Genomic DNA, 13140 nt, shown 5'->3' with positions numbered 1-13140 from the left:
AGCGGCGGCAGCGGCGTCGCCAGCGGCGTCGGCGGCGGTGGCGGCGGCGTCGCCGGCAGCGGCAGCGGCGTCGGCGGTGGCGTCGGCGGCTTCGGTGGCGGCTTCGGCGGAGGCGTCAGCGGTTTCTTCGGCCTTGTTGCAAGCCGACAGAGCGAGGACGCCGGCGGCCAGGAGGACGTAAAGCTTCGTGTTCATGCTTTTCTCCAAAGGAGTTGTCTGAAAAAACAGGGGTCAGGCAACGCCAGTGCGCGGGGCAGTCCGGCGAGAGCCGGCTTGTGTTCGTTCACTGACTTACTTGGTGCTTGCCAGCACCATGAAAAAGCCGCAGGTGATTCATTGCGGCTTCCTCATTGTAGCAACCAATTCAGCGATGTGAAGCCCGACTGAACCGGTCGACTGAATCAATTCTTCTTGGCGGCGTCGGCAGCTTCGCCGGCGGCGGCAGCGGCGGACTCGGCAGCGTCGGCGGCCTTCTCGGCAGCGTCGGCGGCGGCGTCGCCAGCGGCGGTGGTGCCGGCAGCGGCGGCTTCGGCGGCTTGGGCGGTCGCAGCGTCGGCGGCGGCAGCGGCCGATTCGGCGGCGGCCTGGGCGGCGTCGGCAGCGGCGGTGTCGCCGGCAGCGGCGGCGTCGCCAGCGGCTTCGGTCGCCTCGGTGGCGGCTTCAGCGGCTTCGGCGGCGGAATCGGCGGCCTGGTCCTTGTTGGTGCAGGCGGTCAGGGCGAAGCCCAGGGCCAGGGCGAGCAGAGCCTTGTTCAGGGTCATGGTGTCGATCCTCGTGAATGGTGAGTGGTTGCGTTCGCGGGGGACGCCCGGAGGCGTCTTGGGCTCCATGATGACAAGCCGCGGACGGCTGTCAAGCAGGCGTGGCCGGTTTCGTCCGGTTTGTCCGTTCCATCGCCTTATGGGAGTTCCACTGCGATCGCGGTGGCCTCCCCGCCACCGATGCACAGCGAGGCCACGCCGCGCTTGCCGCCGGTAGCGCGAAGCGCCGCGATGAGGGTCACCACCAGTCGCGCGCCGCTGGCGCCGATCGGATGTCCGAGCGCGCACGCACCGCCGCGGATGTTCACTTTGTCGTGCGCGATGCCGAGATCTTTCATCGGTGCCATCGCGACGCACGCGAACGCTTCGTTGACTTCGAACAGATCGACGTCGCCCACGCTCCAGCCCGCTTTTTCAAGCACATTCGCGATCGCGGTCACCGGTGCGGTGGTGAACCATTCCGGCGCCTGCGCATGCGTCGCGTGCGCAACGATCTTCGCGAGCGGCTGCAGTCCGCGGCGCGCGGCTTCATCGCTCGACATCACCACCGTCGCGGCGGCGCCATCGGAAATCTTCGACGACGATGCGGCGGTCAGCACGCCTTCCTTGCCGAACGCCGGACGCAGGGTCGGGATCTTCGACGGGTCGATCTTGCCGGGTTCCTCGTCGGTATCGACGACGCTCTCGCCCTTGCGTGTAACCACCGTAACCGGCGCGATTTCATCGCGGAACGCACCCTCGGCGATCGCCTTCTGGGCGCGGGCGACGCTTTCGGCCGAGAACGCGTCGACGGCGGCGCGGTCGAAACCGTACTTGGCGCAGGCGGCATCGCCGAAGACGCCCATGGCCTGTTTGTCGTAGGGATTGGTCAGGCCGTCCCAGGCCATGTGGTCGAGCAGTTCGCCGCTGCCGTAGCGGATGCCGGTGCGCGAGCCGTTCAGCAGATGCGGGGCGTTGGTCATCGATTCCATGCCGCCGGCGACGACCACCCGGGCCGAGCCGGCCTTGACCAGATCGTGGGCGAACATGATCGCCTTCATGCCCGAGCCGCACACCTTGTTGATGGTGGTGCAACCGGCGGCGGTGGGGATCTTCGCGGCGAGGGCGGCCTGGCGGGCCGGCGCCTGGCCGAGGCCGGCGGGCAGCACACAGCCCATGATCACTTCATCGACCTGATCCGGGGCGAGGCCGGCGTGGTCCAGCGCGCCGGCGATGGCCGCGGCGCCGAGGGTGGGAGTGGGGACGCCGGTGAATTGGCCGAGAAAGGAACCGATGGCGGTGCGCTTCGCACCGACGATGACGATGTCGGACATGTGGGACTCCGTGGATGGGAGAAGCATGGCGGCCGCGCAGCCCCGCTGCGCCGGCATGGGTCGTGACGGCCCGGGAAGCCGACCCGTTGCGCGAGGTCGGGAGGCCGGGGCGGATCGGTGACGGCCGGATTATGCGACCCATGCTGCACTGCCGCAAATCCGACCTTCGGCCGATCACGGCCTGACCTGGAGGTCGTCGGCCCGGGAGCCCGTTCAGGCGTCCGGGCGCAGCAGGTCACTTTCCCGTGGCGTATGGAAGTGACGCTTGAACGGCACTTCGCCCGTCGGCGCCTCATCCAGCTCGCGCGCGATGCGATGGCCGGCATAGACCGCATGGGCGATCAGTCCGGGCGCCAGCGCGTCGCCGATCCGGGTTGCGGTGCGCAGACCGGTGTCGGCCCACTCGGCTTCGCGCGCGGCCAAGGCGTGATACAGCGCGTCGTCGGGCAGGCGCGAGGTGATCGCGACCACGGCGGCGCAGTCGAGCCGGCGTCGCCGGCCGTTCCATACCTGTCTGAGGTCCAGCGCGCCGTCCGCGAAGGCGCGGATGTCGTGGGAGACGATCTGCTCGATGCCCAGTTCGGCCATGCGCCACTGGATATGCCGGTATTCGAGGGTGTTGGCGCTCCAGGAGGCGACGGTGTCGTCCGGCGTGACGTAGACCACCTCGCGCCCCGCCCGGCGCAGCGCTTCGGCGATCGTGCTGCCGGTATAGAAGTAGTCGTCGTCGTAGATCGCGACCGGACCGTCGGGCATACGTCCGTCCATGATGTCGTCGGGCGTGAAGACGGCGGCGTTGTCGATGAAGCCGGGAATCGGTTCGCCATGGCTGCGGCCGACGCCGTCGCGACGCCAGTGGCAGCCGGTGGCGACGATCACGTGCTCCGCGCCGAAGTCGAGGACGTCCTGTGCGGTCAGCGCCGAATCGAGATACGTGGCGACGTTCTGCATCTTCCTGATCTGCCCGAGCCGCCAATCGCGCACCCGCGCCCATTCCGCCAGCCCGGGCAGGCGCGCTTCGCGGGTGACGCGGCCGCCGAGTTCGCGCCGCGCTTCGGCCAGATGCACTTCATAGCCGCGCTGGCCCAGCGCGCGCGCCGCTTCCAGGCCCGCGGGGCCGCTGCCGATCACCAGCACCTTCGCCGCCGACTTCGCCGGTGCGATCGTTTCCGGGTGCCAGTCGCGACGCCATTCCTCGCCCATGGTCGGATTCTGGGTGCAGCGGATCGGAGTGATGGTGTTGTCGCCGGAGACGCAGATGTTGCAGCCGATGCATTCGCGGATGTCGTCGATCCGGCCTTCCTCGATCTTCTTCGGCAGGAACGGGTCGGCGATGGAGGGGCGCGCCGCGCCGATGAAGTCGATCACGCCGCGTCGGATCTGCGACACCATCGTGTCCGGCGAGGTGAAACGGCCGACACCGACCACCGGTTTGCTGGTGGTCTTCTTCACGAAATCGATGAAGGGCTCCTGCGCGCCTTCCGGCGCGAAACGCGAGGGCACCGAATCGTTGTACCAGGCGGCGACGTTCACGTCCCACAGGTCCGGAATCTCGGCGAGCATGCCCACGATGTCCTGGGCTTCCGCGCGCTCGACCCCGGCGGGCCCCAGCAGTTCCTCGGTGGCGAAGCGGATCGCCACCGCGCAGCGATGGCCGACCGCCTCCTTCGTGTCTTCCAGCACTTCGCGCAGCAGCCGCACGCGATTCTCCAGCGTGCCGCCGTATTCGTCCGTGCGATGGTTGCGCCGGCGCTGGAGGAAATGCATCGCCAGCGACAGGTCGTGCGCGGCGTAGACATAGACGATGTCCATGCCCGCGCGCATGCCCCGCAGCGCGGCGTCGCGATGCCAGCGTCGATAGTTCGCGATGTCCCGGCGATCCATCGCCCGCGCCTGCGCCGGATAGCCGTATTTCGAGGGCTGATGCGAAGGCGCGATCAGCACCTCGCGCGAATACAGATTCGACGCGGTCGGGCCGTTGTGGGTGAGTTCCACCGCCGCCAGCGCGCCGTGCGCGTGGACCTTGTCGCACATGAGGGCGAGGGCGGGAATGTCGCGATCGTCCCACAGCCGGGCTTCGACATAGGGCGAGACATCGCCGGAAGGATGGATCTCGCACTCTTCGGTCGAGATCACCGCCCAGCCGCCTTCGGCCTTGGCTTCACGCATCGCTGCATGCGCCAGCGGCATCGCGTGGCCCATGCCGTTGCAGTGCGGCACCTGGAAGAACCGGTTCTTCGCCGTGACCGGTCCGATCCGCATCGGCGTGAAAAGAATGTCGTAGCGAGGGTCGCGCATGGGCGGTCCGGGAAGCGATCGATGTCGCATTCTGCCTGCAAGCGGCCCCCGTCGGGGCATCGTCCCCGACGCACAGGCTCGGCCGTGCGCCGGTTCCGGATGCGTCGGATACCGGTCTTCCTCCGCCATTCGCGGCGCACGGGTCGAGACTGCGCAGCGCGCTGCATTGAAGAACGATGGCTGGATTTTCGAATCGTTCATCCCGCGCGCAGGTGCGATACCGCCCATCGGAATTCGCGCGCTGTTCCGCGGTTCGCGATTGACGCGCTCGAAGATGCCTGTCTAGTCTTGAATTGCGGAACGCCCATCGTCGCGTTCCGCCTCTGCCATGGTCTGGCGGAGATCGAGCCCAGGCCATGAAGGTGCCGTATCAGGGGCGCGTCGCCGCAGGGAAGCACGAGCCGCATTTGGCGGCTCCCGTCCATCCATCGATAAGGAGATTGATTGTGAGACATCATCCACGTCAGACCGCGCTCGCCGTTGCGAGCGCGTTGGCCCTGTACGCACTCGGCGCTCAGGCCGCTATCCGCACGGATCTTCAAATGCAGGACGCCGCTCGCATCGCGCGACAGAACGACGCCATCGCCAAGGCCGGCGTCGCCGATACCGTCCACATGCGTCACGCCCGCGCGCTCGGCCTGGACGCCGATTCGCGCCTGTTCCTGCTGGATCGCAAGACCGACCTCGGCGTGCGCAACCATCGTTATCAGCAGACCTTCCGCGGCCTGCCGATCTTCGGCGAACACGTGATCGTCAACGAGGACGAGAGCGGCAACCTGCGCACCCTGTTCGGCCGCAAGGTCGACGGGCTCGCGTCAGAGATTCCGGCCGGTCGTCCGCGCCTGAATGCGAGTCGCGCGCTCGCCGTCGGCAAGAGCGCCGGCCTCGGTACGCGTCAGGGCTTCATGCGCACGCGCGACGAGAAGGCAGAGTTGATGATCCACATCGACGACGCCGGCCGCGCCCGCAAGGCCTACGTCGTGTCGTACTTCGCCGACACCGCGCGCGGCGGCTCGCCGATGCGTCCGACCGTGATCGTCGACGCCCAGACCGGCCGCGTCCTGCAGCAGTGGGACAACCTGCAGCATGCCCTTGTCGGCACCGGCCCAGGCGGCAACGTCAAGACCGGGCAGTACGAATACGGCACCGATTTCGGTTTCATGGACGTGGCCCAGTCCGGTTCGACCTGCACGATGACCAATCCCAACGTCCTGACCATGAACCTCAATCACGGCATCGACGATACTCCCGCGTTCTCGTACAACTGCCCACGCAATGCCTTCCAGATCATCAACGGCGCGTTCTCGCCGTTGAACGACGCCCACTACTTCGGCAGCGTGATCTACAACATGTACAACGCCTATATCGGCAAGCCGCCGCTGACGTTCCAGCTGGTGATGCGCGTGCACTACGCCACGGGCTACGAGAATGCCTTCTGGGACGGCGCGGCGATGACCTTCGGCGACGGCGCCAGCACGTTCTACCCGCTGATCAGCCTCGACGTGGCCTCGCACGAGGTCTCGCACGGTTTCACCTCGCAGAATTCGAACCTGACCTACTCAGGCCAGTCGGGCGGCATCAACGAAGCCTACTCCGACATCGCCGGCGAAGCGGCCGAGTACTACATGCACGGCAACAACGACTTCCTCGTCGGCGAGGACATCTTCAAGAGCGCGGGCGCGCTGCGCTACATGGCGGATCCGACGCAGGATGGCCTTTCGATCGGTCATGCCTCGGACTACACCAACGGGATGGATGTCCACTATTCATCGGGCGTCTACAACAGGGCGTTCTTCACCCTGGCCACCAAGCCGGGCTGGAACACACAGCGGGCCTTCCAGGTCTTCGCGCGGGCCAACGACCTGTACTGGACCGCGAGCACGAACTTCAACCAAGGGGCGTGCGGCGTACAGACGGCGGCGCAGGATTACGGCTACAGCGTGAGCGACGTGTCCGCCGCATTCGACGTGGTGGGCGTCAACTGCGGCGGCGTGATCAAGCTGTTCGAACAGACCGACGTCAGCGGCAAGGTCACGATCGCGGTGTTCGAACGCTATTCCGACAACACGCTGTCGCACAACACCGATTTCGCGGTGACGGTCCCGTCCGACTATGTGGTCATCGGCGGTGGCGGCGAAGGCAAGGAGAACCCGCAGGGCAATCTGCTCACCGCGTCGTATCCGAACAGCGGCCTCACCGCCTGGCTGGTGTCGACGAAGGATCACGTCAACCCCGATCCGGTCCGGGTGCGGGCCTGGGCGATCGGCCTGAAGGTCGCCGGCATGAGTGCGGCGCAGGTGCGCAGCAGCCTCAACGTCAGTACCGCCACCAGTGCCTTCGTCGCGCATCCGGACATCACCGCCAATCTGCCCGGCGGTTACGTGCTGGTCGGCGGCGGATTCAAGGTGAACTGGTCGGGTTCCGGCAACATCGCCACGGCGTCCGCGCCGTCCGGTACCGGCTGGCGCGTGCGCTCGAAGGATCACTACGTGTCCTCGCCCGCGACCGCGCAGGCCTTCGCCATCGGCTTCCCCGCCAGCGTGGCCGGCATCGGCACCTTCGCCTCGACGGTGAATTCGGCGCTGTCCGGCGTTGCGGCGCATCCCACCACCACCGCAAGCCTGGCGGGCGGCTATGCCCTCACCGGTTGCGGCGCATTCGTGAACTGGAGCGGCAACGGCAATGTGCTGTGGAAGATCAGGCCGTTGAGCCCTGCCGGTTGCAGCGTTGCGTCGAAGGATCACATCCAGTCCAGCGCGGCGTCGATCTACGGTTACGCCATCGGTCTGCGCGGCTTCTGACCGCCTGGTTCCGATGAAGGCAAGACCGATTCCGCCCGGTGATCCCGGGCGGAATCGCATGCGGCATGCATCCGCGAATCGCACTGCGATATCGAGATCATTCGCGTGGCGGCGCGGTACGATTCCGTCATGACATCGCCTCTCGACCGATTCTTCCGCGTCCGCGACCATCTCACCGAGGATTTCCTCGGCGGCCCGCGGGTCCGCTTCGCGTCGGCGATCAACCTGCAGAAAGGCGGCACCCTGCCGTTCGTGCTCGCGTTGATGTGGGCCCACGACTGCTGGACGCCGACGGCCTGGGTCTATCTCGGCCTGCACGGCAGCTACGGCCTGGTGTGGCTGCTCAAGGACGCGATCTTTCCCGACCCGTCCTGGGAAAAGAAGATCACGCTCGGTGGAGCGCTCAACGCCTGGCTGTTCGTGCTCGGGCCGTATTGGATCGCGCCGTGGCTGATCGTCAGCCAGCGGATCGAACAGTCGCCGGCAGTACTCGGCGGCGCGATCGTGTTGTATGCGATCGGGCTGGCGCTGATGGTCGGCGCCGATGCGCAGAAGCATTTCGTGCTGCGCGCGCGGCCGGGACTGATCGTCGACGGCTTCTTCGCGCGGACGCGGAATCCGAATTACCTGGGCGAAATGATGCTGTACGCCGCGTTCGCCGTCGTCGCCGGGCATTGGTTGCCGTGGCTGGTGCTGGCTTGGGTATGGGGAGGCGTGTTTCTGCCGAACATGCTGCGCAAGGACGCGCGGATGGCGCGACATCCGGGGTGGGCGGCCTACCGGGCGCGCACCGGATTGTTGTTCCCGCGTGCCGCGATCCCATCGACCGCGCGTGAGGACGTGCCATGAGCGCGACGTCTTGGATCCCGTTGATCGTCGCGACCATCGCCTTGGGCATGGCGCTCTGGCATGGGCGAAGGTATGCGCTGGGCGAGGCCTCGCGGCGCTGGCGCCGGACGCAGGGCACGGTCGTGGATGTCTGGTTCGATGTGCAGGAAAAAAGGGATGCCGATGGCGATCATTACGTCTCCACCGATGCGCATCTGGTCTACGACTATGTCGTCGCCGGCAGGCGCCATCGTTCCAGGCACTTCACCTATCGTCCCGCGCGCGGTCTGGGCGAGCGCGAGGCGTACGCGCTGTTGTCCGGCATCCGCAAGGGGCAGACGATCGAGGTGCGCTACGACCCGAAGCGCCCACAGCGCGCGGTGGTGTTGCCGGGCACCGAACGCGCCAATCTGTGGCACATCGGCATCTGGTTCCTGATCGCGCTGATCGCCGCCGGCTACGCCTTCGTCGGCGCCGCGCCGATCTGATTCAACGCCCCAGCCACAGCGCCACGATCGCCGCGACCGCGTACCACGCCCACTCGGCGGGCTGATTGGCCAGCAGCATCAGAGTCTGCGCGTGGTCGGTGCCGAGCCGCTGCACCGAATCGACCAGCGGCAATCCCATCGGCCCGCCCATCTGGGTGGCGGCGATGGTCCAGTTCGAGATCAGGATCGTGGCCAGCGTCGCGGCGAGCGTCACGAACGCGCGCGGCAGGCCGGGAGCGGCGTGGGAAAGCCGCAGCAGCAGCGCCAGGTCCGCGGCCGTGATGACCGCGATCCAGGCGCATTGTCTGTCGACGATCAACGCCAGCAGCGTCCAGATTGCGCTCATGCCGAAGATGCCGAGCAGGAGCAGCAGTGCGGGCGCGACCACGCGCGTGCGCGGTACGGCCGGTGAAGCGGAGGATGCGGTCATGGCGACAGAGTAGCGGAGGCGGGCCTGCAGGCGAAGCCGCCGGAGGTCATGCGCGAGGGTGCGGAAACGTCGACGGGCGGCCGCGTGCAGCGGCCGGCCGTCTTTGCCGGATCGATGCGGGTCCGGTCAGAACTTCGCGCGCAGAGTCACGCCGTAGCTGCGGTCGGCGCCGGCGATCACGGTCGGAATGCCGAACAGCAGGCCGGTGTTGCCGGCATCGGTCAGGTATTCCTTGTCGGCGAGGTTGTTGCCCCACACGCCCACTTCCCAATGGTCCGCGAAGCGCCAGCCGGCGCGCAGGTTGAACAGGCCGTAGCCGTCCTGTTCGATCCCCGGCTGGTTTTCGTCCTCGAAATACACGTGGCCGCGCCAGTTGTAGCTCGGGCGCAGGTACAGGCTGTCGCCGTTCTGCAGCGGAATGCTCCAGTCCAGACCGAGCGAGAACGATTGCTTCGGCGTCATCCGGAAACGATTGCCCGCGAGTTCCTGGTAGGTCCCGTTGTCGTCGAAGGCGTTGAAGCCGCCGTCGATGTAACCGTAGTTGAGCCAGCCGTTGACGTTGTCGCTGAAGCGGCCGAACAGCGAAGCCTCGAAGCCCAGCGCATGCGCGCGCCCGGCGTTGGTGGTGACGAAGAACGGCGGCGGGGTGTCGTTCTGCACCGAAGCCTGGAAGTTGTTGTAGTCGTAATAGAACAGCGACAGGTCGTACACGAAGCGGCCATCTGCGGCGGAACCCTTCATGCCCAGTTCGTAACTCCACACGATTTCCGCAGGCACGTCTTCCGTCCCGGTGTCGCTGACGTTGATCATGTTCGGACGGCGACCGCGCGAGACGCTGGCGTAGGTGTTGATGGTGTCGGAGAGCTTGTAGCCGAGGACGGCGCGGCCGACCCAGGAGTTGAAGCTGTCGCTCGCGCTGAGGCGACCGGCGGTGGCCGGAAACAGGAGGTTGTTGCAGGGCGGTGCGCCGCAGGCCGGGGTGCCGCGGCCGGAGAGCAGGAAGCCCAGGCTCGACGCATTGCCGCCGCGCGAGAAATAACCGTATTCCACCGATTCGTGCGAGCCGCGCAGGCCGAGCGTGAGCGACCACTGGTCGTTGAACTGCCAGGTGCCGTCGGCGAACAGTTCGATCGCGCGCACGTCGACATCGTTGCCGAAGGTTTCGCGATGATCCGGATTCAGCGGGATCGCGAGGAAACCGGCCGGATTCGTCGGCGTGGGTGCGACCATGCCCGGCACCGGCAGCCAGGTCGAGACCACCGAAGTATTCGGGGTCGCGTTCGGATTCAGCAGCGGCACGATCGGGAAGTAGAGATTGGCCAGCGCCGGGCCCAGCAGCGCCGCGGTGTTGGCGTTGATCTGCGGCGACAGCAATGCGTACAGCTGGCGCTCGTCGGCCTGGTAATCGAGCTCGCGGTCGGAGGTCTCGTCGAAATACGAGCCGCCGACGAAGCCGGTGAAATTGCCGCCGTTGTCGAAATTAAAACGCACTTCCTGGCTGAACTGACGACCTTCGGCGCGTTCGTCGAATTCGATCAGGTCGGCCTGCGAACCGTCGGAGTCGAACTTGTCGAGGCCTTCGTAGCGGCGCCAGCCGGTGATCGTCGACAGCGTCCAGTTCTCGCTCAACACGAAGTCGCCGAGCGCGGTGACGCCGTAGACCTCGCGATCGGTGCCGAGATCGTCGCCGCGCTGCGAATTCGCGGTGTAGGGGTCGAGGCTGCCCTGCAGGTTCGGAATCACCTGGCTGCGGAAACCGGTGCCGGGGGGCGTGTCCTTCTGATAGTTGAGGATCACGTCGACACCGCTGTTCTCGCCGATGTCGAAGTGCAGCGAACCGCGCAGCGCGCGGGTGTCCTTGCCCTGCAGCGTGCCGCCGTCGAGGTTTTCGATGAAACCGTCGCGGGTTTCGTAGAAGGCGGCGATGCGGCCCTGCACGTTCTCGCCGAGGTCGGTGTTGTAGTGGCCGGTGAAACGGCGCTGGTCGTCGCTGCCCAGGCCCAGTTCGAAGCCGGCGGACGTGCCGGTGCGGGCCTTGTTCTGGATCAGGTGGATCGCGCCGGTTTCGGCGGCGCGGCCGAACAGCGTGCCCTGCGGGCCGCGCAGCACTTCCACGCGTTCCATGTCGAACATTTCCACCGACGAACCGCGCGAGCGGCTGATCGAGACGCCGTCCTGGAACACCGAGATGCGCGGCTCCTGGGTCGGATCGTCGAGATCGGCGGTGATGCCGCGGATCGAGATGCTCGGATTGCTCACGCTCTGCGTCTGCACTTCCAGGCCCGGGACCAGATTGCCGAGATCGCCGTAATCCTGGATGCCCTGCGCCTGCAGGAACTCGCCCGAATAGGCGTTGATCGCGATCGGCACGTCCTCGATCTGCTGTTCGCGCTTCTGCGCGGTGACGATGATGCGGTCCAGTTCGCCGGCGCCATCCGGCGCGGGGGCCTGGGTCGCGTCCTGTGCGAGGGCGGGCAGGGCGGCGCTGGCGGCCAGGACCGCCGCGAGGGCCAGCGACAGGTGATCGCGGCGCATCTGCCGCATCGAGTGGGCGTTTCGGAACATGTGAAGCACTCTCCATGAGGATTGAGATGATGCGGCACCGGGATTCCCCCTCCCGGGTGCCGCCGGGCCAGACCGGCTGCGGGCCCTTTATACCGCACGGACATGTCGGCAAGCCGCTCCGGTACAATGGCGGCCCGCTCCTCCTCGGCGCCGCCACCGCGGCCCGCACACGCCGCCGTGTATTCCCGCAGCAGTGAACCCGTCCGTTTCGAACGCGATTGCGATGCCGTCCTGGTGCCGCAGGGCGAGGCCGTGACCATGCCTGCCGGCAGCGTCGGCTACATCACCCAGGCGCTCGGCGGCAGTTGGACGGTGTTCGTCGAAGGCAATCTGATGCGGATCGCGGGCAAGGATGCGGATGCCATCGGCAAGGAGCCGCCGGCACCCATCGAGCTGCCCGAGGGCGCCAGCGACGACGAAGTCGAGAAGCTGGTCTGGGCGCAGTTGCGCACCTGCTTCGACCCGGAAATTCCGATCAATATCGTCGACCTCGGCCTGGTCTACGAAGCCGCCGTGGTGCGCCGCGAAGACGGCGAGCGCCGGATCGACGTCCGCATGACCCTGACCGCGCCGGCCTGCGGCATGGGCGAAATCCTGGTCGAGGACGTGCGCGGCAAGCTCGAGCGCATCCCCACGGTCGCCGAGGTCGATGTCGAGCTGGTGTTCGACCCGCCGTGGAGCCGCAACATGATGTCCGAGGTCGCCCGCCTCGAAACCGGGATGTTCTGAGCCGCCGCTCCCGGCACCGTCTGCCTCGCCTGGTCTTCCTCGGCCGCCTTCGCGGCTTCGCCGCTCGCCGGCATCTGCCCTTCAGACGGGCATCGTCTGCGCAAACGTTTGCGGCGACCGCAGCATCGGTGGCGGATGCGCTCGCCGGTTGCGTCGAAAAGCTGCGATTCGCATCACAGAGCATGTCGCCGAACTGGTGAAATTATCGCCATATCCCCGCTGATCGTTTGAATTTCACGGCCGATGTTGACGCTGAACGCTCGTTCAGCTTAGTGTCGAATCGTCTCCTCTCCATCGATGGAGAGGGGCCCTCCGCTCCCGATCGTTTTCGATTTCACGCAGTGCCCTGGGGGGCCGTGAAGTCGCGGGCAGCTTTTGTCGATTCGGCGGAGCGTTCGACCGAGTGTCGTTACACCCATCGCAACACGAAGCGTTTCCAACTTTTTCAGGGAGAGCATTGAAAGTGAATCGTTTTTGTCAGTTGAGTGTATTGGCCGGCGCGACTGCGCTGGCATTGTTCGCCGGTGAAGCGTCCGCTGCGGTCCGCAGCGATCTGCAGCAGCAGGATGTCGCCGGCATCGCCCGCCAGAACAGCGTCGTCGCCAAGGCGGGCCTCGTCGGCACGACCCATGCGCGTCACGCGCAGGCCCTCGGTCTGGACGCCGATTCGCGCCTGTTCCTGCTGGATCGCAAGACCAGCCTCGGCGTGCGCAACCACCGCTACCAGCAGACCTTCCGCGGCCTGCCGATCTTCGGCGAACACGTGATCGTCAACGAGGACGAGAGCGGCAACCTGCGCACCCTGTTCGGCCGCAAGGTCGACGGCCTCGCCTCCGAAATCCCGGCCGGTCGCCCGCGCCTCAACGCCAATCGCGCGCTCGCCGTCGGCAAGAGCGCCGGTCTCGGTACGCGTCAGGGCTTCATGCG

Annotated in this window: 10 protein-coding genes and 1 pseudogene; 5 read left to right on the top strand and 6 right to left on the bottom strand. The window is 66.8% G+C overall.

The genetic code is table 11. From position 1 onward, the window contains the following. The 4 genes from ABD974_RS17105 to ABD974_RS17090 all read right to left on the bottom strand — a co-directional run. The coding region (locus ABD974_RS17105; RefSeq protein ID WP_345304556.1) for a hypothetical protein at positions 1-195 on the bottom strand (195 nt) is incomplete at its 3' end. 206 nt (positions 196-401) lie between these two features. Further along, on the bottom strand, positions 402-761 hold the full coding sequence (locus tag ABD974_RS17100; protein ID WP_345304555.1) for a hypothetical protein: 360 nt from the start codon (positions 759-761) through the stop codon (positions 402-404). A 137-nt stretch (positions 762-898) separates the two neighbouring features. Further along, entirely contained in the window at positions 899-2074 is a 1176-nt protein-coding gene (locus ABD974_RS17095) for an acetyl-CoA C-acyltransferase (protein WP_345304554.1), read from the bottom strand. A 213-nt stretch (positions 2075-2287) separates the two neighbouring features. After that, on the bottom strand, positions 2288-4372 hold the full coding sequence (locus ABD974_RS17090; protein ID WP_345304553.1) for an oxidoreductase: 2085 nt from the start codon (positions 4370-4372) through the stop codon (positions 2288-2290). A 542-nt stretch (positions 4373-4914) separates the two neighbouring features. Between ABD974_RS17090 and ABD974_RS17085 the strand changes: the two genes are divergently transcribed. The 3 genes from ABD974_RS17085 to ABD974_RS17075 all read left to right on the top strand — a co-directional run bounded on the left by ABD974_RS17085 (position 4915) and on the right by ABD974_RS17075 (position 8489). Further along, positions 4915-7173: a M4 family metallopeptidase gene (locus ABD974_RS17085; RefSeq protein ID WP_345304552.1), complete on the top strand. Its 2259-nt coding sequence runs from the start codon at positions 4915-4917 to the stop codon at positions 7171-7173. A 129-nt stretch (positions 7174-7302) separates the two neighbouring features. After that, positions 7303-8022, top strand: a complete 720-nt coding sequence (locus tag ABD974_RS17080) for a methyltransferase family protein (protein WP_345304551.1) — start codon at positions 7303-7305, stop codon at positions 8020-8022. After that, positions 8019-8489 carry a DUF3592 domain-containing protein gene (locus tag ABD974_RS17075; protein ID WP_345304550.1) on the top strand — a complete coding sequence of 157 codons (471 nt, stop codon included), beginning with the start codon at positions 8019-8021 and terminating at the stop codon, positions 8487-8489. The genes ABD974_RS17080 and ABD974_RS17075 overlap by 4 nt, the downstream gene beginning before the upstream one ends. Position 8490: 1 nt before the next feature. Here ABD974_RS17075 and ABD974_RS17070 read toward each other — a convergent pair whose 3' ends face one another. After that, on the bottom strand, positions 8491-8919 hold the full coding sequence (locus ABD974_RS17070) for a hypothetical protein (protein ID WP_345304549.1): 429 nt from the start codon (positions 8917-8919) through the stop codon (positions 8491-8493). Between the two features lie 126 nt (positions 8920-9045). After that, the gene (locus ABD974_RS17065; RefSeq protein ID WP_345304548.1) at positions 9046-11484 is read right to left on the bottom strand and encodes a TonB-dependent receptor; all 2439 of its coding nucleotides are present in this window, start codon (positions 11482-11484) and stop codon (positions 9046-9048) included. 177 nt (positions 11485-11661) lie between these two features. Between ABD974_RS17065 and sufT the strand changes: the two genes are divergently transcribed. Both sufT and ABD974_RS17055 read left to right on the top strand, forming a co-directional pair. Beyond that, positions 11662-12213 (top strand): putative Fe-S cluster assembly protein SufT, encoded by a 552-nt coding sequence (gene sufT, locus ABD974_RS17060; protein ID WP_345304547.1) that lies wholly within the window; start codon positions 11662-11664, stop codon positions 12211-12213. A gap of 463 nt (positions 12214-12676) precedes the next feature. After that, positions 12677-13140, top strand: a pseudogene (locus ABD974_RS17055) (peptidase M4 family protein); the annotation flags it as partial.

This window comes from Lysobacter hankyongensis (assembly GCF_039543145.1).
Lineage (GTDB): Bacteria > Pseudomonadota > Gammaproteobacteria > Xanthomonadales > Xanthomonadaceae > Lysobacter_I > Lysobacter_I hankyongensis.
This window is presented reverse-complemented; position numbering and strand designations above follow the sequence as displayed.